The sequence below is a fragment of the Acidovorax sp. GW821-FHT10E03 genome, from assembly GCF_059415205.1.
In genome coordinates this window covers 1-23,070 of sequence record NZ_JBWKMU010000013.1, presented here as the reverse complement: position 1 = coordinate 23,070, position 23,070 = coordinate 1, and the positions used below count along the sequence as shown (strand labels likewise).

The window sequence follows — 23,070 nt, the reverse complement described above, 5'->3', positions numbered from 1 at the left end:
CGATCCGCCCCTGCCTCTTCATTCTCTGCCTGGGTGCCGCCGTGCTTGCCACGGGCGCCAGCGCCCAAGTGGTTCGCTGCACCGATGCCCGCACGGGACAGGTGACCTATACCGACGGCGCATGCACCGGTGGCGCCACCGCGCGCGAGGTCGAAGCGCGGAAAACCCCCGAGGAGATCCAGCAGGAACGGGAGCTGGCAGCGCAAGCACTGGAGCGCAAGCAACAGCGGCTGCAGGCAGAGGCCACCGCGGCGGAAACCGATGCCCGCCGCAACGCCGAACGCGACCGTGCCCGCGCCGCACAGGCCGCGGCGGCCACGCCCCAGCCCCAGGACTACGCCCGATCCCCCGAATGCGCGCGCTCGCGGCGCAACCTGGATATGGTGGCTGCGGGCCTGGCCCGCTCGACCTATGAACAGGAGTTGCGCCTGGAGGCCGCGCAGCGGCAAGTGGACCTGGATTGCCTGGGTCCACAAGGGTATGCGGAAGTCGAAAAAGCGCGTGCCCACCAGCCCCGGGTGGTGGTCGTGCCGCCATCGCGGCATCGCCCCCTTTTTCCTGACCCCTTCCCGCAGACAGGCACACCGCAACCTCCACCTCGCCTGACGCAATGCGGTGACTTTCGCTGCACCGACAACCAGGGCAATACCTATCCCCGCGCCGGTCCCGGGCGGTTCCCCGGTCCCGGCGGTGTGTGCCGCTCCAATGGAGGCCAGGCGCCCTGCTGAACCCGGCGGACGCGCCCGCCCTAAGGCGACGGGCGCGCCGCCCGCAACCCCTCGGCCACGGTCGGGTAGCGCAGCTTCACACCCAGCTCCCGCAGCATGCGCTGGTTGTCCAGCCGCCGCGATTCGCTCATGAAGCTCAGCAGCATCAGCGACAGCTGCTCCTGCGCGGCACTGCGGCGCACGCGCGGGGGACGCGGCAGGCCGTACAGGTCGGCCGCCAGGTCGAAGTAGTCGCCCATCCTCAGTTCCGTGGCATCGCTCACGTTGTAGACGCGTTGCGGCCGCGCACGCCACAGCGCGGCCAGGCAGATGCGCGCCAGGTCGTCGGCGTGGATGTGGTTAGTGAACACATCGTCCTCGCGCTCCAGTACCGGCGTGCCTCGGCGCAGGCGCGCTTCGGGCGTGCCACCGTCCCGGTCGGGGGCGTAGATGCCCGGAATGCGAAGCACGCTGGCCCGCACCCCCCCGCGGCCCAGGTGCCGCACCGCCCGCTCGGCATTCACGCGCCGCTGCGCGCGCGGCGTGGCGGGGGCCACGGGCCGTGTCTCGGACACCATCGCCCCCTGGCAGTCGCCATACACGCCGCTCGTGGAGGCGTAGACGAGGGAGGCGGGCAGGCTTCGCAGGCGCAGCGCGCGGGCCAGGGCCACCGTGCGCGGATCGCGCCACCAGCCATCCCCTCCGGCGCCTTCGCCGGGTGGCGGGGCCAGGTGCAGCACGCGCGTGGCCAGGCCCGACAGGCGGCGCAGCGTGGCCACATCGTCCAGGTTTCCGCACAGGGGGCGGATGCCCAGGGCGCGCAGCGCCGGCTTGCGCTCGGGGCTGGAGGTGAGCGCCAGCACCTGGACGCGCCCGGCGCCCGGGCCGCCCTGGAGCTGGCGCGCCACGCGCTGGCCCACGTCACCACACCCCACGATCAGCAGGCGTTCGCGGCGAAAGCGCGCCGGCAAGGCGCCAAGGGGGTTTTGGTTTGAAGGCAAAATCGGGTCCGTTTGTAAAGAACCAGCCGGCATCTCCTGGCAGGGGCCCACGGCGGCACCAACCGGTTCTTGAAGATCTACGTCCCGAGGATACCCACAAGATGACCAGCGCCGAGGCTGTGAGCACCGCAGCATTCCAGATCACCGTGCAGCCCAGCGGCCGCGCTTTCCAGGCCAACGCTGGCGAGGCCATCCTGGCCGCCGCCATCCGCAGCGGCGTCGGCCTGCCCTATGGCTGCAAGGACGGCGCCTGCGGTTCGTGCAAGTGCAGGAAGCTCAGCGGCACCGTGCACCATGGCGAGCACCAGTCCAAGGCGCTCACGGCCGACGAAGAGGCCGCCGGCCTCGTGCTGACCTGCTGCGCCCAGCCCCTGACGGACGTGGTGCTCGAATCGCGCCAGGTCACCGACGAAAGCGCCTACCCCGTCAAGAAGATGCCCGTGCGGGTGGCCACCCTCGAAAAGAAATCGCACGACGTGATGCGGGTGCGCCTGCAGCTGCCGGCGGCGGACACCTTCCGCTACCACGCGGGCCAGTACATCGAATTCATCCTGCGCGACGGAGCACGCCGGGCGTATTCGATGGCCAATGCACCCCACACGCAGGCCGAGGCACCCGGCGTGGAGCTGCACATCCGCCACATGGCGGGCGGCAAGTTCACCGACCACGTGTTCGGCGCGATGAAGGAAAAGGAGATCCTGCGCGTGGAAGGCCCGTTCGGCAGTTTCTTCCTGCGCGAGGACTCGGACAAGCCCATCGTGCTGCTGGCCTCGGGCACGGGCTTTGCTCCCATCAAGGCGCTCATCGAGCACATGCAGTTCAAGGCCATCACACGCCCCACGGTGCTCTACTGGGGCGGCCGCCGCCCCGGCGACCTGTACATGCACGACTGGGTGCTGGCCCGGGCGGCCGACATGCCCCACCTGACCTACGTGCCCGTCGTCTCCGACGCCTTGCCGGAGGACTGCTGGACCGGTCGCACCGGGTTTGTGCACCAGGCCGTGATGGACGACCACGCCGATCTGTCGGGCCACCAGGTGTACGCCTGCGGCGCCCCCATCGTGGTCGATTCCGCCCGCGTGGCCTACAGCGCGCAGCGGGGCCTGCCAGCGGAAGAGTTCTATGCGGACTCCTTCACCTCCGAGGCGGACAAGCACGGCGGATGAGCGGGAGGGTGTGGGTTTGCCGCCCGCGCCACCACCGGCCACAGCCACACCCGTGACAGCACCGTTGCCTCCCCCCAGGCCCCTGGGACGCCTGCGCGATGGGCTGCGCGGAGCCGGCCCCATGGCCGCCGTGTTCGGCCTGGCCGTGCTGCTGATCCTGGGCGCCGGCGAATGGGCCACCCGCAACGAGCTGGAAACCCAATGGGACAACCTGCGCCGCTCCAGCGAGGTCCAGGCCCTGGCCCTGCGCGGCGTGGCCACGCGCTACAGCTACCTGCCCTTCACGGCGGCGCAGCAACCCCTGGTCGCGGACCTGCTGCGCCATCCCGCATCGCAGAGCGTGCGGGAGGCGGCCAACGCGTACCTCCAGGCCGTCAATGCGCACGCCGGCTCCGACACGCTGTACCTCATGGACGACAAGGGCCTCACGCTGGCCTCCAGCAACTGGGACACGCCCAGCAGCTTCGTCGACCAGAACTACAGCAACCGTCCCTACTTCCGCGACGCACTGCACGGGCAGGCGGGGCGCTTCTACGGCGTGGGCAAGACCACGGGCGAGCCCGGGCTGTTCGCCTCGGCCCCCGTGCAGCGCGATGGCAAGGTGATCGGCGTGGTGGCCGTGAAGGTGCGCATGCAGCCCATCGTGGACACCTGGGCGCAACTGCTCGACCCGGTGTTCGTCACGGATGAGCGCGGCATTCTGTTTCTGGGCTCCGTGTCGTCCTGGCTCTACAAGACCAGCAAGCCCCTGCCCGTCGAGGCCGTGCGGCAGGTGCAGCACGATGAGCAGTACGGCGCGCAGTGGCAGCCCGCGCCGGTGCCCTGGAAGCTCCTGCAGCGCCCGGACCAGCCGGGTGCCGAGCTTCGGCTGCCCGGCAGCGGCAAGCACTATCTCGCCTTCGCGGAACACCTGCCCGACCTGGGCTGGACCCTCACCCTCACGGCCGACAGCAAGGTGGTGGCCCTGGCGCGCCAGCAGGCCTGGGCGCTGGCCAGCCTCGCGTCGGGCCTGCTGGTGCTGGGCGCGCTCTACTGGCAGCTGCGCGAGCGGCGTCTGCAGGAAAACCGCCAGGCCCGCATCGAACTCGAACAGCGCGTGCACGAGCGCACCCACGCGCTGCAGCAGGCGCAGGCCTTTCGCCAGTCCATGGAAGACTCCCTGCTCGTCGGCATGCGTGCGCGCGACCTGCAGGGCCGCATCGTGTACGTGAACGCCGCCATGTGCGACATGGTGGGCTACGCCGCCTCCGAACTCATCGGCTGCTTGCCCCCCTACCCCTACTGGCATCCCGACGACCTCGACCGCCACTGGAACGACAGCGACACCTCGCTGGCGGGCAAGGCCACGCCCCAGGGCAACGAGAACCGGCTGCGGCACCGCAACGGCTCGGACGTCTACACCATGTTCTACACGGCGCGGCTCATCGACGGTGATGGCCGGCACATCGGCTGGATGAGCTCGGTGGTGGACATCACCGCCCAGAAGCGCGCCGAGGAACAGCAGCAGCAGCGCGAGGCGCAGCTGCAGCGCGTGCAGCGCGTGATCACCGTGGGCGAGATGGCCTCCACCCTCGCGCACGAGCTCAACCAGCCGCTGGCGGCCCTGGTCAACTACGCGGCCGCGGCGCGCGCGCTCGCCGCGCAGGGCCGGACCGAACTGCTCAACGAAAGCCTCGCCGCGCTGTCCACTCAGGCGCTGCGCGCGGCCGACATCGTGGGGCGCATCCGCCGCTGGGTGCGCCAGCATCCCGAGGCCCGCGAACCCTGCGACCTCAATGCCGCCGTGGACCAGTCCCTGGGCCTGCTGCTGCGCGCCGAGGCACGGCGGCATGGGGTGGCGGTGCGCCTGGACCTCGCGCCCGAACCGTTGCGGGTGCGCGCCGACCGCGTGCTCCTGGAGCAGGTGGTCCTGAACCTTGGCCTCAACGCGCTGCAGGCCATGCAGGTGCACGCCACGCCCCCGATGGACCACGAACTGCTGCTGCGCACCCGGGCCGATGCCGGGCACGCCTGCCTCGAAGTGCAGGACCGGGGCCCGGGCCTGCCCCCCGAGATCGCCGAGCGCCTGTTCGAGCCGTTCTTCACCACGCGCTCCGACGGCCTGGGGCTGGGCCTGAACATCTGCCGCTCCATCGTAGAGAGCATGGGCGGCGAACTGCTGGCGCGCAACCGCGAGGGCGGCGGCGCGGTCTTCGAGATCCGGCTTCCCCTGCACGCAACGCCGCCCGTGGCCTCCCCATGACCGATCACCCCACCGCCCCCGGCCCCACCCTTGCCCCGCTGCGCGTCTACATCGTGGACGACGACGAAGGCGTGCGCCATTCCCTCGCCGCGCTGCTGCTGGCCGGCGGCCACGCGGCCCAGTCGTTCGCAAGCGGGCCGGATTTCCTGGCCGGCGCCGACCTGGCCCGGCCCGGCTGCGTGCTGCTCGACCTGCGCATGGACGGCATGAGCGGCCTGCAGGTCTTCGAGGCCATGCGCCAGCGGGGCACTGTGCTCAAGACCGTGTTCCTCTCCGCCCACGGCGAGCTGGCCTCGGCCGTGGCGGCCGTCAAGCAAGGCGCGGTGGACTGGCTGGAAAAACCCTGCGACGAGGCCACCCTGCTGGCCGCCGTGCACCGCGCGGCCACCCTGTCGCACGGCGTGGCCGCGCGCGCGCAGCGGCACGCCCTGCTGCGGGAGCGCTGGAACGCGCTGAGCCCGCGCCAGCAGGAGGTGGCGCGCCTGCTGGCCACCGGCATCAGCAGCAAGGAAGCGGCCCGTGCGCTGGCCCAGCGCGACCCCGGGCGCCCCATCGACCCGCGCACCGTGGACACGCACCGCTCGGCCATCTTCCTGAAACTGGACATCCGCTCGTCGCACGAGCTGGGCATGCTGGTGGAGGACCTGGGCCTCTCGGAAAACCCCTCCCGCACGCCCTGAACACCCCACTTCAAGGTTTTCGTAAGCCTTCTTACGATTTTTTTGCACAATGGCACCCATGAACCGCAGAAACATCCTCCTCGCCAGCGCCGCTATCGCAGCGGCTTTCTCCTCCCAAACCGCGCTCGCGCAGGACTCGGGCCAGCCCATCCGGCTGATCGTGCCGTATGCGGCCGGCGGCCCCATCGACGTGACCGCCCGGGCCCTGGCCGAGCGCGTGCGCGACTCGCTGGGCACGGTGATCATCGACAACAAGGGCGGCGCGGGCGGCAACATCGGTGCCGACGCCATCGCCAAGGCGGCGCCCGACGGCCTGACCATCGGCATCTCCGCCACCGCCACGCACGCGGTCAACCCGTGGCTCTATTCCAAGATGCCCTACGACGCCGCCAAGGACTTCGCGGGCATCACGCAGATGGTGCGCGTGCCCAACGTACTGGTCATCAACGCGGCCAAGGCCGAGCAGCTCAAGATCCACACCGTGGCCGATCTGATCGCCTACGCCAAGGCCAACCCGGCCAAGCTCAACTACGGCAGCGGCGGCAACGGCAGCGCGGGCCACCTGGCGGGCGAAATGTTCAAGCAGCGCGCCGGCATCTTCGCGCTGCACATCCCCTACCGGGGCGCCAACCCTGCGCAGCTGGCACTGCTGGCGGGCGAGGTGGACTTCAACATCGACAACCTGGCCGCCGCCGCGCCCAACATCCGCGCGGGCAAGCTCAAGGCGCTGGCCGTGACCTCGCTGGACGCATCGGCCTCGCTGCCGGGCGTGCCGCCCCTGTCTGCTACTTTCAAGGGCTTTTCCATCGACACCTGGTGGGGCCTCGTAGCGCCCGCGGCCACGCCCAAGCCCATCATCGACAAGCTGAACAAGGCTTTCGTGGCGGCCCTGAACGCGCCGGAGACCAAGACCCGCTTCGGCGCCCTGCTCGCCGAACCCGTGGCCACCACGCCCGCGCAGTTCGACAGCTTCATGGCCGCCGAGCGCGCCAAGTACCAGCAGGTGGTGAAGGCCTCGGGCGCGAAGGTGGATTGAGAACTTCGAGCTCCATCGGCCTCTGGCGCTTTTCCAGAAAGCGCTTTTTGCTACCTTTTATATAGCAATCGTCAGGCGGGCACGAACCGCCTGCACCGGCTGCCCGGTATCCATGTGCGTTCGGCGCGCGCTGGCTTTGCGCCCGTGGCAGCAGGCTATTCTGGGGCAACCAGCCAAGCGCCGTCTTGGCCGGGCGTTGTCCACAACGTACGGCGGCAATACCTGCGCAGCAGGTCGATCACCGTGTCGACCTGATCGAGGGGCAGTTGCAAGTGCAAGGCGCCGCCTCCAGGTCCCTGGGTGAGCAAATTCAGGGTGTACGCGCCGTTGTATTCGTAGTAGTGCACTTGCGCGACTTCCGACCCGCAGTCCAGCAGCGGCGCATGGCACATGGCGATGCCGTACAAGTTGCCTGCTTCGGAAAAGCGCATGGATGCCAGGTCCGCCTCCAGCGCATCGACGATGCGCATGTATTCGGGGAGATAGCTGTGCCAGAGCCGCTGACTCCACTTCTCGCGGATCTCGGCATAGCCCAGGGTGGCTTTGGCCTCGCCGCCGTACTCGCCTCTCAGGTCCACCCCCCGCAGGCGCTGCGCCAGTTCCAGGGGCGATTCGCCATGGCGACTGGGCAGTGCGGGAGCTTCGAGCAGCTCATAGGCACTCAGGCATCTGTCCGTGTCCGCCTCGGACTTGAGCAGCGCGGTCAGCAGGCTGTCGCCGTCGCGGGTATAGCCCGCCTTCAACTGCCAACGCAGGCTCTCCCCTGCTTTGATCAGGTCGCTCTGGGATGCGCCCTCCACCACGAACTGCACCAGCGCCTCGACGCTATCAAAGGTGCGCGTCTTCTTCTGAATCTGCGCAACCACCTTGTGCGGTAAATAGACCTCGGTGGCCAGATCGCTGCCCACGCTGAGGTAACTGCCGCTGAGGTGCTTCTTGCAGAACTTGCGCAGTTGCTCGTAAAAGTCGTCGGCCACCCAGCGGCCTTCCTGCGTGAACTTGAAGCGGATGGCCTGCCCTGCATGCAGGAACTCCAGCACCACCTTGCCGCCGACGCTCCCTTCGGCTCGCGCGCTTTCGGGGGCGAACTCTCCCTGGGTGGCCTGTGCGAATTCCTGGAGCACCCCCACGTAGTCGGCCGCCTCGGCGATGCACTTCGGGTCCAGCTCGCAGATCCGCTCGGGAACCATGTGGTGGAAGATCTGGCCCAGGTGGGAGCCGTCCCAGTCCTTGGGCAGGGGCTGGAAGGCGATGCCTGCTTTTTTGAGGATGGCGGCAATAATTTGGGACGTTTTGGTCATCAAATCAGTCTCTCTGCTTACTCTGGAAAGCGCTTTGGGCTACGTTTTGTATAGCGTTTCGTCAATGGCCCAGGTGATTGCCAGCGGCGCCAGCCGTGCCCTGCTGCCTTCCGGCGAGAGGTCGCCGATGTCGCGGTAATAGGCCAGATAGGCCGGCAGGAAGGCCTGCTCGAACGCAGTGGGCGCGCTGGCAGTGGCGATGTCGATGGTGAAGCACCCGTCGAACTTGCGGTCCGGCACGTCATCGCCCTGTTGGTACGCGCCTTTGCAGGTGTCGCCCAACAACCGGCCAAGCTCCAGCGCGGCACAGCGGATCGCACGGTTGGGGCAAGCATCCTGGATGCGCAGGCGGTAACCGTGTTTGCCCTTGACGGTGGAGCGCGTCTGGCTGACTTCGACGACCGGGCTCGCATCCGTCTGGAGCAAAGCGGGGCTCAGCACATCGCCGGGCTGCCACAGCACCACCGCGTTGTCCGCCAGCAGCGTCTTGCGCTTGAGCTGCAGATAGTTCTGCCCGGCCAGGAAACCGCCTTGAAAAGCGATGATCCAGGTGTCGGACCAATGCAGCTCCTGCGCTGCGGCGTTGACACCTTCGAGCGGCAGGGCGATCAGGCTCTGGCGCTCCCGGTCATGGTCGATCGCCGCATAGACGCGTTGCGTGTCGTGCCACAGCAGCAGCTTGGCCTGCTCCACGTCCAGGGGATCGGCAAAGCGGTGCAGCGTCTGCGGCGGCTGGTCCTGGCCTTGCGGCGCCAGCCGGTGCATGCCCTCGGCATCCACCCACAGGTTGCTGCCATCCGGCAATGCGCAGACCCCCAGGATCGCGCCTGCCACGGGCAGGACGCTGCAGGCTTGCAAGCTGTGCAGGTCGAAGAGCTGGTACGTGGAGGGGGCGTTGCCCGTGCGCAGAAAAGCCCGTGCGTCCGTGAAGTGCGCCAGCTCCTGGCGCCCCGCCCCGCGGCTTTGCAAGGTGTAGCGGGTGAGGAACTCGCCATCCGGGCGATAGATCTCCGTGTATTCGCTTTGGGGATAGGTATAGGTGTCGGTCAGCACGATGGCGGCACGGCCGAAATGCTTGGGGCCCAACCGTTTGGGTAGCGAAGCCAGGCGATCGCCGCTCCAATCGTGGACGATGAAGATGCGCTCGTTGCCCGGGGATGCCACGCCATACGCGTCCGAGCCGCCCAGCAGCACGTCGTGGAGGTGCCATTCCTTGTCGCCGTGCCGCACGATGGTCGGCGGGCCGTCGGCGTAGGGCACGCGGGCCGTGACGCCCGGCGCGCTGAAGCGCAGGAAGGTTGGCTCCGGGGGCACCAGCCGTGCGTGGTCGTTGCAGATCAGCGCCGCCGATTCTTCGGTGCCGATGAGCATCGCATCGCCGCGCTGCTCGAAAGTGAAGTTGCCGACGATGTTGATCAACATGGTTTTCCGTGCCGGGCACGCCCACCAAAGCAATCTTCTCCCTCCAAGCAGCTCCGCAGGGGCTTTCGCGTCAGGGTTCGCGTCAAGATTCGCGTCAAGAAAAACTCCTCCTCGTGCCATCCTGGCTGCAAGGGACACTTTTGCAGTCGGCTCATGCCCCAGGAAATATACGGAGAAATGCGCCCGTTCCAGGCTTTTCGCGGTGGACAAGTTGTCAGCCGCCAAACTGCCTTGCGCTTGCAAAATGGCGGCTCTTGCAACGCCGCGACCCTGGCCCTTCCATGAACCTGTTGGAAGGGGCCACACACATCACCATGAATAGAAACGAACGACTGGCCCTGCTCACCTCCCAACGCGCGCTGCAGGCCGCAGTGCTGGCCCAGGACCACGGCGCCGCACGCACCTGGCTGGTAGACGGTGGCGACGCCAGGGCCCTGTGGCAGGGCGAAAACTTCGACGACACCTACCCCATGGTCCTGGCCATCGAAGGCAATGACGTGGACATGGTGCACCTGCTGGCCAAGGGCGGCATGCCGCTGTACCACAACGCCCTCGTGGCGCAGAAGACCTACGGAGCGGTCGAACCACTGACATTGGCCGCCCTGTGGCGGCCCGGGTGCCATGCGGCGGTGATGGCCGCGCTGGACCTGGGTGCAGCCTGCCACTCCGCCACGCGGGACCACATGCCGGTGCTGCGCCTCACCGATCTGCATGACCGCGAACTGGATGCGCGCTCCGACGCCCTGTTCCAGCGCATCCTGGACGCGGGCGTGCTCGACGTGGACGCACCTTGGGACGACAGCTCCCGGGTGCTGCACCGCATCTGCCAGGGCAACAACCGCTATGTGCCCGAGCTGATCCGCCTGTCGCGCGACGTGCATGCCCCCGAAGCCGGCGACCCGCTCCGCACGCCGCTGTGGATGGCCGTCGTCTCCTGCAGCGACCTTGCCGTGGGTGCACTGCTGGCCTGCGGCGCCGACCCGTCCACACCGGCCTCGCACGGCCAGTCCCTCCTGGACCTGGCACGGAACGCACAGAAGATGAAGAAGCACAAGAACCTGCGCGGCCAGGTCGACCGCATCGTCACCATGCTGGAGACGGGGCGTGCCTGGCCGCAGGCCGCGTGTTCCGCATGAGCGGTGGCGGGGTCGCCCACCCCCTTGCAACGAATGCGGGGCGCCGAGGGCCGCGCCTTCTCAGCAAGAACCTGCAACTGAGCGATCTTTTGAACCCGGCCCGACTCCATCCCGTCGATAGCATCCGCCGCTAGCCAGTGCTGCGGAACTGCTGCCTGTACGCCGACGGCGCAATGCCCAGCGTGGCGGCGAAGTGCTGCCGCAGCGATACGGCCGAGCCGAAGCCGGCCTCGATGGCCACGGCCTCGACGGACAGGTCTCCACCCTCCAGCAGCTGCTGCGCGAGCGCGACGCGCTGGTTCTGCAGCCACTGGCCCACCGTCGTGCCGGTGACCTGGCGAAAGCGGCGCGTGAAGGTACGCGGGCTCATCACCGCGCGCTCGGCCAGGGCCTCCAGGGTGTGGGTTTCGTGCAGGTGCTCGCCCAGCCACTGCAGCAGCGGGGCCAGGCGGTCGCCGCGCACCGATGGGGCCACGGGCTGCTGGATGTACTGCGCCTGGCCGCCCTGGCGGTGGGGCGCCACCACCATGCGGCGCGCGGCACGGTTGGCGGCCTCGGCGCCGTGCTGCTGGCGCAGCAGGTGCAGGCAGCAGTCGATGCCCGCCGCCGTGCCGGCCGAGGTGAGCACCAGCCCGTCCTCCACGTACAGCACCTCGGGCTTGAGCTGCACGCGCGGATAGCGCTGGGCGAACTGGGCCGCCAGCGCCCAGTGCGTGGTGGCGGTGCGGCCATCCAGCAGCCCCGCCTCGGCCAGCACAAAAGCGCCCAGGCACAGGCCCACGATGCGCGCACCCCGGCGGTGCGCGGCCCGCAGCGCGGCCAGCAATGCCGGGGGCACGGGCGCCAGATCGTCGCGCCAGGAAGGCACGACGATGGTCTGTGCACGCCGCAGCACCTTGAGGCCATGGCCCACCTCGATGCCGAACCCGGCGGAGGTGCGCAGCGGGCCCGGCGCCATGCCACACACCACCAATTTGTAGCGGTTGATGCCCTCGGCCGTGCGGTCCTCGCCAAACACGAGGCAGGGCACCGAGAGGTGGAAGGGGCTGATACCGTCGAAGGCCACCACCGCCACGGTGTCCGGGGCAGAGGAGGAAACCAGGCGGATGGAGGATTGGGCAGGATGGGGCACGATGGCCCGATTCTATCGATGAGTGTCAATCAAGCCACTTTCAAGGACGGGCGGCCACGCGAACAATCACTCCATTCCTTCCCCGCAACCTACTTCTTTCACCCCATCAAAGGACTGTGACCATGACCTCCTCTTCCACCACCGCTCCGCGCCGCGCCCTGATCGTCATCGACGTGCAGAACGAGTATTTCGCGGGCGGCAACCTGCCCATCGAGTACCCGCCCGTGGCCGACACGCTGCCCAACATCGCCCGCGCGATGGATGCCGCCCACGCGGCCGGTGTGCCGGTGGTCGTGGTACAGCACACCGCCCCGTCCGGTGCGCCCGTGTTCGACAAGGCCACCGAGCGCTGGCAGCTGCACCCCGAAGTGGCGCGCCGCCCTGCCGACCACCACATCGAAAAAGGCATGGCGAGCGCCTTCACGAACACCGGCCTGGCCGAGTGGCTGGCCGGGCGTGGCATCGACACCCTGACCGTGGTGGGCTACATGACGCACAACTGCGATGCCAGCACCATCTACGAGGCCTCGCACCGGGGGCTGGCCGTGGAGTTCCTGAGCGACGCGAGCGGCGCCCTGCCCTATGCCAATGCGGCGGGCAGCGCCAGCGCCGAGGAAATCCACCGTGTGTTCAGCGTGGTGTTCCACAGCAACTTTGCCGCCGCCGCTTCGACCCGCGACTGGGTGGCGGCCGTGCAGGCGGGCCAGGCCTTGCCCAAGGACAACGTGTTTGCCTCGAACCAGCGCGCCAGGCAAGGGTGAGCCCCTGAGGCGCCCCTGCGCCTGCCCACGCGTGCGCTTCACATCCGGGACGTGGCGGCGCGGGGCCCGTGCCACGCCAGCTACCGCTTTGCGGAAAGCGGAGCGGAAAGGCTACACGGCCTCGCACCATGCGGCTGGCAGCCGCTCGATGTGCTGGTCCTGCACCGCCGCCAGCCATGCGGGGTGGACCTGCTCTGGCGCTATCTCGGCCAGGGGCAGCAGCACGAAGGCCCGCTCACGCAGGCGCGGGTGGGGCACGGTGAGTGCGGGGGTGTCGAGCACCTGCCCGCCAAAGAGCAGGATGTCCAGGTCCAGCGTGCGGGGCGCGTTGCGGTAGGGGCGCTCGCGGCCGGCCGCGGCCTCGATGGCCTGAAGCGCGGCCAGCAAGCCGTGGGGTGTCAGCGCGGTCTGCACGGCCACCACGGCGTTGTGATAGTCCGGGCCGGCGGCATCCACGGGTGCGCTGCGGTACAGCGCCGACCACCGCAGGACCCGGGTGGCCGGCAAGGCGGCAATGGCCTGCACGGCGGCGCGCAGCGCGGCGGGGGCGTCGCCCAGGTTCGCGCCCAGGCCGATGTAGGCCGTGCTGCCGGTACTTGCCGGGGGTGACTGGCGAGCGGCCGTGGGCTGGATCGGTGTCATCGGTTCTTCCGGTGGCCCTTCATGGGCACCAGGGCCTGCGCGGTGCCGGGGCGCACGGCATCGGACCGCAGCGGGTCAGGCATCCACCGCGAAACCGGACCCGCCGGGGCCCGCCCCACCGTCGCCCCCGCCGGGCTTGCGGCGGCGGCGGCGGCGCTTCTTGGGAGCGCCGCCCTCGGAAGGAAAGTCGGCCGCGCCCTGGGCGGCATCCCCATCCCCCTCCGCGTCCGCTCCCCCCGCAGCCCTTGGCCCGGCGGCAGGGGCCTGGCGCGGCACACGCTTGACCACCGGCTGGGCTTTCTGGCGGGCTTTCTGCTCTTCCTTGGCCTGGTCCATCAGGTCGTCACGGCGTTCGTCGTCGGCCGCCTGGAAGTCCTGCCACCATTCGGCCAGCGCCTCCTCCACCTCGCCCACATCGGCGCGCAGGCGCATGAAGTCGAACCCGGCGCGAAAGCGCGGCTGCATCACCATGCCGAACGGGGTGTTGCCCACGCGCTTTTCAAAGCGCGGCTGCATGACCCAGATCTCGCGCATGTCGGCCGCCAGCTTGCCGCGGCCCGACACGTCGCCGATGCGCTTGTCGAACACCTCGTCGATGGCCTCCTGCAGCGCGGGCAGCGGATGCTGGCGCTGGTTCAGGCGCTCCTGCCAGCCATTGCGCACGTCTTCCCACAGCACGCAGGCCAGCAGGAAGCTCGGGGCCACGGGCTTGCCTTCGTTCACGCGGCGGTCGGTGTCCACCAGGGCAGCCTTCACAAACGGCGTGTCGGCGCGCTCCACGGCCACGTCCAGCAGCGGGTAGATGCCCTTGGCCATGCCCAGCTTGCGCAGCTGTTCGATGGTGGCAATGGCGTGCCCCGTCTGCAGCAGCTTGAGCATTTCGTCGAACATGCGGCTTTGCGGCACCTCGGCCAGCAGGGCCTGCGACTGCACCAGCGGCGCGGCCGACTTGGCGTCGATGCTGAACCCCAGGGGGCTGAGCTTGGCCGCGAAGCGCACGGCGCGGATGATGCGCACCGGGTCTTCGCGGTAGCGCGTGGCCGGATCGCCGATCATGCGCAGCGTCTTCTTCTTGGCGTCCTGCAGGCCCTTGTGGTAGTCCACCACGATCTGGCTCACCGGGTCGTAGTACATGGCGTTCACGGTGAAGTCGCGGCGCGTGGCGTCTTCGTCCTGCGGGCCCCAGACGTTGTCGCGCAGCACGCGGCCGCTGGCGTCCACGGCATGCTGCATGCCCGACAGCTGGGCCTTGCTGGTCTTTTCGTTGCCCGCCACCTGGCCGGCGGCGGCGTTGTCGAGGTAGGCGCGGAAGGTGGACACCTCGATCACCTCGTGCTCGCGGCCCCGTCCGTGCACCACGTGCACGATGCGAAAGCGCTTGCCGATGATGAAGGCGCGGCGGAACAGCCCCTTGACCTGCTCGGGCGTGGCGTTGGTGGCCACGTCGAAGTCCTTGGGGCGCAGGCCCAGCAGCAGGTCGCGCACGGCGCCGCCCACGATGTAGGCCTCGAAGCCCGCCTGCTTGAGCGTGGCCACCACCTCGGCGGCCCGGCGGTCCACCAGCTCGGGGTTGATGCCGTGCACCGAGGCGGGCACCTCTTCGCGCTTGCCGAAATGCGGCTTGCCGCCCGAGGTGCCGGGCGTCGATTTGCCCAGCAATTTGTCGATGAACTTCTTGATCATGGGTAGGGAGTAATCAGGGGGGTCTGGCGCGGGGCGCAGGTGTCAGGCGGCATCCTGGCCGGCTGGGGCCGTGAACAGATCCAGTATGCGCCAGCCGCGCTCCTGGGCCAGGGCCCGCAGGCGCGGGTCGGGATTGGTGGCCACCGGGTGGTTCACCTTCTCCAGCAGGGGCACGTCGTTCATGGAATCGCTGTAGAACGTGCTGTCGACATCGCCCCAGCCGAGTTGCCGCTCGGCCAGCCATTGTTCCATGCGCCGCACCTTGCCTTCGCGCATGGTGGGAATGCCGTCGATCTCGCCGGTGTACCAGCCGCTGGCGTCGCGCGCCAGCTGCACGGCCAGCAGTTGCTGCACCCCCAGCGCCTGGGCGATGGGGGTGGTCACGAACTCATTGGTGGCGGTGACGATCAGCACCTCGTCGCCCGCCGCCTGGTGCTGGCGGATGAGGCTGATCGCCTGGGGCTGGATGGCCGGGCCGATCACGTCCCGCATGAACTGCAGGTGCGCGGCCGCCGCCGCCTCGGGGCCGCGCAGGCGCACGGCCTCGGTCGCGAAGCGCACGTAGTCGTGCACGTCGAGCGTGCCCGCCTGGTAGTGGGCATAGAACTCGTCGTTGCGGCGCGCGAACTCCACGGGGTCGTTCCAGCCGATGCGGATGGTGAACTCGCCCCACTCGTAGTCGGAGTCGAGCGGCAGCAGCGTGTGGTCCAGGTCAAACAGCGCAAGCCGCAGGCGGCGGGGTTCAGAAGTCATTCAGTTTCACAGACAAAAAGGGGCGCATGGGTCGGCATCATTCCGATTCCAGCATCGTCTTGAGCAAGGGAATCGTGATGGCGCGCTGGGTGCGCAAGGCAAACGCGTCGAGCTGGTCCAACAGCTGCATGAGGCTGCCCAGGTCGCGCGAGAACCGGTTGAGCATGTAGTCCATCACCTCGTCACCCAGGAACACGCCGCGCGCGTCGGCTTCCTGGCGCAGCACGGAGCGGCGCTCGGCTTCGCCCAGCAGCTGCAGCTGGAACACATGGCCCCAGCCCAGGCGGCTGCGCAGGTCGTCGCGCAGGGGCAGGTCGGCCGGCGGCAGGTCGCCCGCGGCCAGCACCCAGCGCTGGCTGCCGCTGGCCGGGCTGATGGCATTCACGAACCAGTTGAAGGCCGTGGCCTGCTGGGCGGTGCTGTACAGGTGCACGTCGTCCATGACGATGGCGGCCCAGCGCTCATCGAAATCCGGCGGCTCGGCCACCGACGGGTCGAGCCAGCCCACGCTGGCACCCTGCTCGCGCAGGGCGTGGCGCACGGCCGTGAGCAGGTGCGTCTTGCCGCTGCCGGGCTCGCCCCAGAGGTAGGTGGGCACCGGCGAGCGGGTGGCCTGGCTGCTGCCCTCGCCCACCGCCAGGCGCAGGTGCTGCAGGGCCGCCTCGTTGGGGCCCGCGAAAAAACGGGCCAGGGTGGGGCCGGTGGCCAGGCCGATGTCCAGCGCCAGCTGCTTCATGCGCGGCACCCGGGCAGCATGGCCAGGCCCGTGGCATTCAGTGCGGGAGCGGCAGACAAGGAAGGGATCAGCAGCAGCATCACGGATGAAGTTGGAAGCGCCCGGCCGTAGGTGACTGCGGCGGGTGCGGCGAAAGTGGTGGCCGACGGCCCGTTGCCAGGGCAGGAACTCCTTGCGAAGAGGCCCGGCAACGACAATGGAGCCGATTTTAGTCTGCCGCCGGCCCCCTTCGGCCGCCGGCTTCCCCACGCTCTGCCTCGTCAGCACCCATGGCCCTTCCACCCTCCCCCTCCAAGCGCCTGCCGGCCAGCATCTGGGCCCTGGGCCTGGTGAGCCTGCTCATGGACATTTCGTCCGAAATGATCCACAGCCTGCTGCCCGTCTTCATGGTCGCGGCGCTGGGGGTCAGCATGCTCACCGTGGGCCTCATCGAGGGCGCGGCCGAGGCCACGGCCCTCATCCTGAAGGTGTTCTCGGGCGTCCTGAGCGACTGGTGGGGCCGGCGCAAGCCGCTGGCCATCCTGGGCTACGGGCTCGGCGCCCTGTCCAAGCCGCTGTTCGCGCTGGCCACCACCGTCGGCCTGGTGGTGGCGGCGCGGCTGCTGGACCGCGTGGGCAAGGGCATCCGGGGCGCGCCCCGCGATGCGCTGGTGGCCGACCTGGCCCCGCCCGGCATGCGCGGCGCGGCCTTCGGACTGCGGCAGTCGCTCGACACCGTGGGCGCCTTTCTGGGCCCGCTGCTCGCCATGGGGCTGATGCTGCTCTGGGCCAACGATTTCCGTGCGGTCTTCTGGGTGGCGGTGCTCCCGGCCGCGCTGTGCGTGGTGCTGCTCGTCGTGGGCGTGCGCGAGCCGGAGCGCCCCGCCGGCGCCGCCCGCGCCAACCCCATCCGCCGCGAGAGCCTGCGGCGGCTGGGCCCCGCCTACTGGGGGGTGGTGGCCCTGGGCGCGGTGTTCACCCTGGCCCGCTTCAGCGAAGCCTTCCTGGTGCTGCGCATGCAGCAAGGCGGCCTGCCCCTCGCCTTGACGCCCCTGGTGCTGGTGCTGATGAACGTGGTCTTCGCGCTGGGCGCGTACCCGCTCGGCAAGCTCTCCGACACGGCCCGGCACACCACGCTGCTCGCCGGGGGGCTGGTGGTGCTGATCGCCGCCGATGCGCTGCTGGCCTTCACCGGGCAGGGCATCGCCGCCTGGCTGGGCATCGCCCTGTGGGGGCTGCACATGGCCATGACGCAGGGCCTGCTGGCCACGATGGTGGCCGATACCGCCCCCGCCGACCTGCGCGGCACGGCCTTCGGCATGTTCAACCTGGTCAGCGGCCTGGCCCTGCTGGTGGCCAGCGCGCTGGCCGGCCTGCTGTGGGACCAGTGGGGCGCAAGTGCCACCTTCGGCGCCGGAATGTGCTTTGCCGCCCTGGCGCTGGCGGGCGTCTTGCTGCAGGCCGCGGCGGCCCGCCGCGCCACCCCAAAGCCCCCGCCGGCACAGGGCTGAGGGGGCACGGCGGGGCATGCCCCTTAAAATCCCCGGATTCCAGCCCGCCGCGCGGGCCTATCTGCACCACACCACCCATGAGCTCTTCTGCCCCCTCCACCCCCATTTCGTACAAAGACGCCGGCGTTGACATCGACGCGGGCGACGCCCTGGTCGAGCGCATCAAGCCGCTGGCCAAGAAGACCATGCGCGAAGGCGTGCTGGCGGGCATCGGCGGCTTTGGCGCCCTGTTCGAGGTGCCCAAGCGCTACAAGGAGCCCGTGCTGGTCTCCGGCACGGACGGCGTGGGCACCAAGCTCAAGCTGGCGTTCGAGTGGAACATGCACGACACCGTGGGCATCGATCTGGTGGCCATGAGCGTGAACGACGTGCTGGTGCAGGGCGCCGAGCCCCTGTTCTTCCTCGACTACTTCGCCTGCGGCAAGCTCGACGTGGACACGGCCGCGGCCGTGGTCGGCGGCATCGCCCGGGGCTGCGAGCTGTCGGGCTGCGCCCTGATCGGCGGTGAAACGGCCGAAATGCCGGGCATGTACCCCGCCGGCGAATACGACCTGGCCGGTTTCGCGGTCGGTGCGGTCGAAAAGTCGAAGATCCTGACCGGCAGGGACGTGGCCCCCGGCGACGTGGTGCTGGGCCTCGCCTCGGCGGGCGTGCATTCCAACGGCTTCTCGCTGGTGCGCAAGTGCATCGACCGCGCAGGGGCCGCCGCCCCCGCCACGCTGGACGGCAAGCCCTTCAAGCAGGCCGTCATGGAACCCACGCGCCTGTACGTGAAGAACGTGCTGGCCGCGCTGGCCGCCCACCCCATCAAGGCCCTGGCCCACATCACCGGCGGTGGGCTGCTGGAGAACATCCCGCGCGTGCTGCCCGACGGCACGGCCGCCCATCTCACCAAGGGCAGCTGGCCCCAGACCGAGCTGTTCGCCTGGCTGCAGAAGACCGCCGGCATCGACGACATCGAGATGAACCGCACCTTCAATAACGGCATCGGCATGGTCGTGGTGGTGGACGCCGCCAACGCCGCCGCCACGGCCGCCACGCTGGCCGCCGCGGGCGAGAAGGTGTACACCATCGGTGCGATCGCGCCGCGCGGCGATGGCGCCGCCGTGGTCGTGGCCTGACCGATCGACTTTCGCCCCACCACCCCAGCCCGCTTCCGCGCATGGCGCAGCGTCCCCCTTCGGCCCCCCTCTCCTCTGCGCCGCCAGAACCCACGCCCGCCACGCTGCCGCCGCGCACCCTGACCCGGGGCATCGTGGTGGCCAGCTACCTGCTGGTGGCGGCCGTGCTGCTGCTGGTGATGTGGCGCGGCCTGCTCCCGGGCCTGCTGTGCGTGTGCCTGGGCTTCCTGCTCACCCGCGCCCTCACGCGCTGGTTCGCCCACGGCCTGGGCCGGGCACAGCGCCAGGCCACGCCCTCCGCCGGCAGCGTGCGGGCGGCCCAGGTCGTGGCCGCCGGCCTGGTCATGCTGCTGCCCCTGGCCCTGCTGGCGGCGGGGCTCACCCATTCGCGGGGCTACCTGGTCGATGCGCCCCAGCAGTACCGCGAGCTGCTGGACTACATGGCGCGCACCGTGCTGGAACTGCGCCTGAAGCTGCCCGCCGACGTCGCGGCCCACCTGCCGGAAGGCGCGGCGGAAATCCAGCGCATCATCGCCGGCTACCTGGGCGCCAAGGCGGGTGCGCTGGCCATGGCGGGGCGCGCCTGGCTGGCCGGCCTGCTGTTTGCCTATGTGGGCCTGCTGATCGGCGCGCTGGCCGCCGTGCGCCCGCCTGCCCTGGCGCGGGGGCCGCTGGCCCAGCAGCTGAAGCTGCGCATCACGCTGTTCGGCGAGGCGTTCCGCCAGATCGTGGCGGCGCAGTTCTGGATCGCGGCATTCAACACGCTGCTCACGGCGCTGTTCCTGCTGTTCGTGCTGCCGCTGTGGGGCCTGGCGCTGCCCTACACGACCGTGCTCATCACCTTCACCTTCGTGGCCGGGCTCGTGCCCATCGTGGGCAACCTGGTGTGCAACGTGGTGATCACCATCGTGGGCCTGTCGGTATCGCCGCTGGCCGCTGCCGCCTGCCTGGGCTTTCTGATCCTCATCCACAAGGCCGAATACGTCATCAACGCCAAGGTGGTGGGCCGCCGCACGCAGATGGGGGTGTGGGAGCTGCTCAGCGTGATGTTCGTGGCCGAGGCCGTCTTCGGCCCCGCGGGGCTGGTCGCGGCGCCGCTGTTCTACGCCTACCTCAAGAAGGAACTGGTGGCGGCGCGGCTCGTGTAGACGCCGCGCCCCCCGCGCAGGGGGTGCCGGGGCCGGACAACGCCGGCGCCATATCCCGCCCCGGGCCCCGCCTGGGCCGCCTTCTTTTGCCGGCCGTGCCCTGCTCATGCGGGTTTTCGCCAAGGCTTGCGCAAAGGCTGCGGCAGTACTCTGCCTGACAGTGCCGTGCAGCCCGCAGGACCACCGCGTCCAGACCTTCCCGTTGTAAAGGCTTCCCATGACCATCGCAAGAAAACTGGCCCTTCTGGTGCTGAGCGCGATCCTCGGCATCGTGGTGATGACAGCATGGTTCCTGGTGTCGGAGCGCCAGCTGATCCTGGAAGAACGCCAGACCGGCGTGCGCCAGGTCGTGGAGGCGGCGCACGGCATCGCCACGCATTTCCACGACCTGAGCACCAAGGGCGGCATGCCCGATGACGAGGCCCGCAAGCGCGCGGCGGCGGCCATCCAGGCGCTGCGCTACAGCGGCAACGAGTATGTCTGGATCAACGACATGCACCCGCGCATGGTGATGCACCCCATCCGCCCCGAGCTGAACGGCCAGGACCTCACCGCCAACAAGGACCCCAACGGCAAACAGCTGTTCGTCGAGTTCGTGCGCACCGTGCAGGCCGGCGGCGCGGGCTTCGTGCCCTACCTGTGGCCCAAGGCCGGCAGCGACACGCCGGTGGAGAAGACCTCGTACGTGAAGGGATTCGCGCCCTGGGGCTGGGTCATCGGCTCGGGGGTGTACATCGACACGGTCAATTCCGCCATCTGGCAGCGCGCGCTGGGCTTTGGTGCCGTGGCGCTGCTGCTGGGCGCGGCGCTGCTGGTCGTGGGCACGCTGATCTCGCGCAACCTGCTGCGCCAGCTGGGCGGCGAGCCCGGCTACGCGCGCACCATCGCCCGCAGCATTTCCGAGGGCAACCTGTCGGTGTCGGTGGAGACCCGGGAGGGCGATCGCTCCAGCCTGCTGCTGGACATGCAGGGCATGCAGGGCAGCCTGCACCGCATCGTGCAGCGCGTGCGCGACGGCACCGAGCACATCGCGAGCGCCTCGCAGCAGATCGCGTCCGGCAACCAGGACCTCTCCGCGCGCACCGAATCGCAGGCCAGCGCGCTCGAGCAGACGGCGGCGTCGATGGAGGAAATGACCTCCAACGTCAAGCAGAACGCCGACAACGCCCACCAGGCCAGCGTGCTGGCGCAGTCCGCCTCCGACGTGGCGCGCAAGGGCGGCGCGGTGGTGGAGAAGGTGGTGCAGACCATGGGGTCCATCGACGCCTCGTCGCGCAAGGTGTCCGACATCACCGGTGTGATCGAAGGCATCGCGTTCCAGACCAACATCCTGGCCCTCAATGCCGCCGTGGAAGCGGCGCGCGCCGGGGAACAGGGCCGGGGCTTCGCGGTGGTGGCGACCGAGGTGCGCAGCCTGGCGCAGCGCTCGTCCGAAGCCGCCAAGGAAATCAAGGCCCTGATCGGGAACTCCGCCGAGCAGGTGAAAGCCGGCGCCCAGCTCGCCCAGGAGGCCGGTGCCACCATGCAGGACGTGGTGGACAGCGTGCTGCGCGTGTCGGCCGTGATCGAGGAGATCAGCCAGGCCAGCCGCGAGCAGACCGACGGCATCGAGCAGATCAACGAGGCCATCGCGCAGATGGACCAGGGCACGCAGCAGAACGCGGCGCTGGTCGAGCAGGCCACCGCCGCCGCCGCCGCGCTGCAGCAGCAGGCGCACGAGCTCAAGCAGGTGGTCGCGGCCTTTCACCTGAACGGCGCGCATGGCGCCGGCCACGCGGCGCCCTCCCTGCCCGCGGCCGCGGCGCCGCGCCAGCTGCGCTGACGGCGGGGCTTCCCACCGCGCGCGTCCTTCTCGCGCGCACCGCCCGGCCATGGCACGCCGCGCGGCTCTTTTGCTACTTGATCAATAGCATTCAGCGCTTACCCAGCAAGCACCTGGACGCCATTTCATTCAAAATCGCCTGCGATCGAACTGCCGCGCCACGAAGGCCCAGACCAGGGCCGAGGCATCAGGCCCCGCCGGATCGCTGTACGGCTGGTGGGCCGCGCCGCCGCTCCACGCATGGGCCAGGCCCACCACCTCGCGCAGCGCCACCACCGTGCGGCCCCGGGCCTTGTATTCCGTGACCTGCATGGCATGCCGCTGGCCACGCTGCAGGGTGCGCACCGCTCCGGCGCGCGCGCCCAGCGCCTGGGCCCACAGCACCGCCGTGGCCGCGGCGTTGCGCACCGACACCACGCCGTCCGCGTCCCCATGCAGCACCAGCAGCGGAGGCAGTACGGGCTGCAGTGCGGGGATGGGCGCCGCACCACCGGCCACGATGGCCGGCGCCTTGGCCACGCGCCGCAGCAGGGGCTCGGGCAGCTGCGCCTCGCGCCGCCCGTGCATCGCCGCGATGGCGGTGGCCGCGGACTCGGCCGTGCCCGGCGCCACGCCCGAGTGCATGGCCACGGCGCAGAACCGGTGGGGATACAGCGCGGCCATCAGCACCGCCATGCTCGCGCCGGCCGAGAGGCCCGCCACCGCCACGCGGGCAAGGTCCACGGGCTGGCGGCGCGCGACCTTGTCCACGGCGGCCAGCAGCGTGGCGGCTTCGGCCTGTGCCTTGCCGCTGCGGCGCTCGAACCAGTTCCAGCAGCCGTGCGCGTTGGCCACGCGCTCCTGCTCGGGGTACAGCACCAGAAACCGCTCGCGCGCGGCCAGCCGGTTCATGCGCGATGCGATGGCCAGATCGCGCCCCGTCTGGCCGCAGCCGTGCAGCATGACCAGCAGCGGAAAACGCTCGCCCGGCCTGGGCGCCAGCCCCGGCGGGATGTAGAGGTGGTAACGCCGCGCCCCCGCGGGCCCCGGCGCCACCCCCGCCAGCCATTCGCCCCGCACGGCGGCGCTGCGCGGCGCGCGCGCGCCGGGTC

At 69.9% G+C, this 23,070-nt stretch carries 20 protein-coding genes; 11 read left to right on the top strand and 9 right to left on the bottom strand.

Annotated features, from left to right (window positions below; genetic code table 11):
- The first annotated feature begins 2 nt into the window (after nucleotides 1-2).
- Entirely contained in the window at nucleotides 3-728 is a 726-nt protein-coding gene (locus AC07OD_RS21710) for a DUF4124 domain-containing protein (RefSeq protein ID WP_218294423.1), read from the top strand.
- A gap of 20 nt (nucleotides 729-748) precedes the next feature.
- On the opposite strand, the gene AC07OD_RS21705 is transcribed toward AC07OD_RS21710, so the two are convergent.
- A complete protein-coding gene (locus AC07OD_RS21705) occupies nucleotides 749-1,708 on the bottom strand; it encodes an SDR family oxidoreductase (RefSeq protein ID WP_218341709.1) in 960 nt (319 codons plus the stop codon).
- Nucleotides 1,709-1,809: 101 nt separating this feature from the next.
- Here AC07OD_RS21705 and AC07OD_RS21700 point away from each other — a divergent pair, with 101 nt between their 5' ends.
- The 4 genes from AC07OD_RS21700 to AC07OD_RS21685 all read left to right on the top strand — a co-directional run bounded on the left by AC07OD_RS21700 (nucleotide 1,810) and on the right by AC07OD_RS21685 (nucleotide 6,832).
- Nucleotides 1,810-2,874, top strand: a complete 1,065-nt coding sequence (locus AC07OD_RS21700; protein WP_494597987.1) for a CDP-6-deoxy-delta-3,4-glucoseen reductase — start codon at nucleotides 1,810-1,812, stop codon at nucleotides 2,872-2,874.
- Between the two features lie 121 nt (nucleotides 2,875-2,995).
- Nucleotides 2,996-5,116, top strand: a complete 2,121-nt coding sequence (locus AC07OD_RS21695) for an ATP-binding protein (protein ID WP_369641809.1) — start codon at nucleotides 2,996-2,998, stop codon at nucleotides 5,114-5,116.
- Entirely contained in the window at nucleotides 5,113-5,796 is a 684-nt protein-coding gene (locus AC07OD_RS21690) for a response regulator transcription factor (protein ID WP_369641808.1), read from the top strand. The genes AC07OD_RS21695 and AC07OD_RS21690 overlap by 4 nt, the downstream gene beginning before the upstream one ends.
- Before the next feature lie 58 nt (nucleotides 5,797-5,854).
- Nucleotides 5,855-6,832: a Bug family tripartite tricarboxylate transporter substrate binding protein gene (locus tag AC07OD_RS21685; RefSeq protein WP_494597986.1), complete on the top strand. Its 978-nt coding sequence runs from the start codon at nucleotides 5,855-5,857 to the stop codon at nucleotides 6,830-6,832.
- Nucleotides 6,833-6,987: 155 nt separating this feature from the next.
- On the opposite strand, the gene AC07OD_RS21680 is transcribed toward AC07OD_RS21685, so the two are convergent.
- Nucleotides 6,988-8,133 (bottom strand): hypothetical protein, encoded by a 1,146-nt coding sequence (locus AC07OD_RS21680; protein ID WP_492808574.1) that lies wholly within the window; start codon nucleotides 8,131-8,133, stop codon nucleotides 6,988-6,990.
- Between the two features lie 39 nt (nucleotides 8,134-8,172).
- On the bottom strand, nucleotides 8,173-9,555 hold the full coding sequence (locus tag AC07OD_RS21675) for a hypothetical protein (RefSeq protein ID WP_494598108.1): 1,383 nt from the start codon (nucleotides 9,553-9,555) through the stop codon (nucleotides 8,173-8,175).
- Nucleotides 9,556-9,869: 314 nt separating this feature from the next.
- Here AC07OD_RS21675 and AC07OD_RS21670 point away from each other — a divergent pair, with 314 nt between their 5' ends.
- Nucleotides 9,870-10,691 carry an ankyrin repeat domain-containing protein gene (locus AC07OD_RS21670; RefSeq protein WP_492245808.1) on the top strand — a complete coding sequence of 274 codons (822 nt, stop codon included), beginning with the start codon at nucleotides 9,870-9,872 and terminating at the stop codon, nucleotides 10,689-10,691.
- Between the two features lie 130 nt (nucleotides 10,692-10,821).
- Here the strand turns inward: AC07OD_RS21670 and AC07OD_RS21665 are convergent, their stop codons facing one another.
- The gene (locus tag AC07OD_RS21665; RefSeq protein WP_492254791.1) at nucleotides 10,822-11,823 is read right to left on the bottom strand and encodes a GlxA family transcriptional regulator; all 1,002 of its coding nucleotides are present in this window, start codon (nucleotides 11,821-11,823) and stop codon (nucleotides 10,822-10,824) included.
- Between the two features lie 122 nt (nucleotides 11,824-11,945).
- Between AC07OD_RS21665 and AC07OD_RS21660 the strand changes: the two genes are divergently transcribed.
- Nucleotides 11,946-12,584: a cysteine hydrolase family protein gene (locus AC07OD_RS21660; protein ID WP_492254790.1), complete on the top strand. Its 639-nt coding sequence runs from the start codon at nucleotides 11,946-11,948 to the stop codon at nucleotides 12,582-12,584.
- A 111-nt stretch (nucleotides 12,585-12,695) separates the two neighbouring features.
- Here AC07OD_RS21660 and folK read toward each other — a convergent pair whose 3' ends face one another.
- The 4 genes from folK to hda form a co-directional block, all read right to left on the bottom strand.
- Nucleotides 12,696-13,226: a 2-amino-4-hydroxy-6-hydroxymethyldihydropteridine diphosphokinase gene (gene folK / locus AC07OD_RS21655; RefSeq protein WP_492254789.1), complete on the bottom strand. Its 531-nt coding sequence runs from the start codon at nucleotides 13,224-13,226 to the stop codon at nucleotides 12,696-12,698.
- 75 nt (nucleotides 13,227-13,301) lie between these two features.
- Nucleotides 13,302-14,909: a polynucleotide adenylyltransferase PcnB gene (gene pcnB / locus AC07OD_RS21650; protein WP_218293692.1), complete on the bottom strand. Its 1,608-nt coding sequence runs from the start codon at nucleotides 14,907-14,909 to the stop codon at nucleotides 13,302-13,304.
- A 42-nt stretch (nucleotides 14,910-14,951) separates the two neighbouring features.
- Complete coding sequence (locus tag AC07OD_RS21645) at nucleotides 14,952-15,662, bottom strand: histidinol-phosphatase (RefSeq protein WP_492245812.1); 711 nt, start codon at nucleotides 15,660-15,662, stop codon at nucleotides 14,952-14,954.
- 37 nt (nucleotides 15,663-15,699) lie between these two features.
- Nucleotides 15,700-16,398: a DnaA regulatory inactivator Hda gene (gene hda, locus AC07OD_RS21640; protein WP_218293690.1), complete on the bottom strand. Its 699-nt coding sequence runs from the start codon at nucleotides 16,396-16,398 to the stop codon at nucleotides 15,700-15,702.
- Between the two features lie 269 nt (nucleotides 16,399-16,667).
- Between hda and AC07OD_RS21635 the strand changes: the two genes are divergently transcribed.
- From AC07OD_RS21635 to AC07OD_RS21620, 4 genes are all read left to right on the top strand, one after another.
- Entirely contained in the window at nucleotides 16,668-17,888 is a 1,221-nt protein-coding gene (locus tag AC07OD_RS21635; RefSeq protein WP_218341715.1) for an MFS transporter, read from the top strand.
- Nucleotides 17,889-17,965: 77 nt separating this feature from the next.
- On the top strand, nucleotides 17,966-19,009 hold the full coding sequence (purM, locus tag AC07OD_RS21630) for a phosphoribosylformylglycinamidine cyclo-ligase (RefSeq protein ID WP_494597985.1): 1,044 nt from the start codon (nucleotides 17,966-17,968) through the stop codon (nucleotides 19,007-19,009).
- A gap of 41 nt (nucleotides 19,010-19,050) precedes the next feature.
- Entirely contained in the window at nucleotides 19,051-20,157 is a 1,107-nt protein-coding gene (locus AC07OD_RS21625) for an AI-2E family transporter (protein WP_255591842.1), read from the top strand.
- A gap of 217 nt (nucleotides 20,158-20,374) precedes the next feature.
- Entirely contained in the window at nucleotides 20,375-21,979 is a 1,605-nt protein-coding gene (locus tag AC07OD_RS21620; protein WP_218293687.1) for a methyl-accepting chemotaxis protein, read from the top strand.
- A 129-nt stretch (nucleotides 21,980-22,108) separates the two neighbouring features.
- On the opposite strand, the gene AC07OD_RS21615 is transcribed toward AC07OD_RS21620, so the two are convergent.
- Nucleotides 22,109-23,070 (bottom strand): extracellular catalytic domain type 1 short-chain-length polyhydroxyalkanoate depolymerase (locus AC07OD_RS21615; RefSeq protein WP_494597984.1); only part of this gene is annotated, 962 nt, incomplete at its 5' end.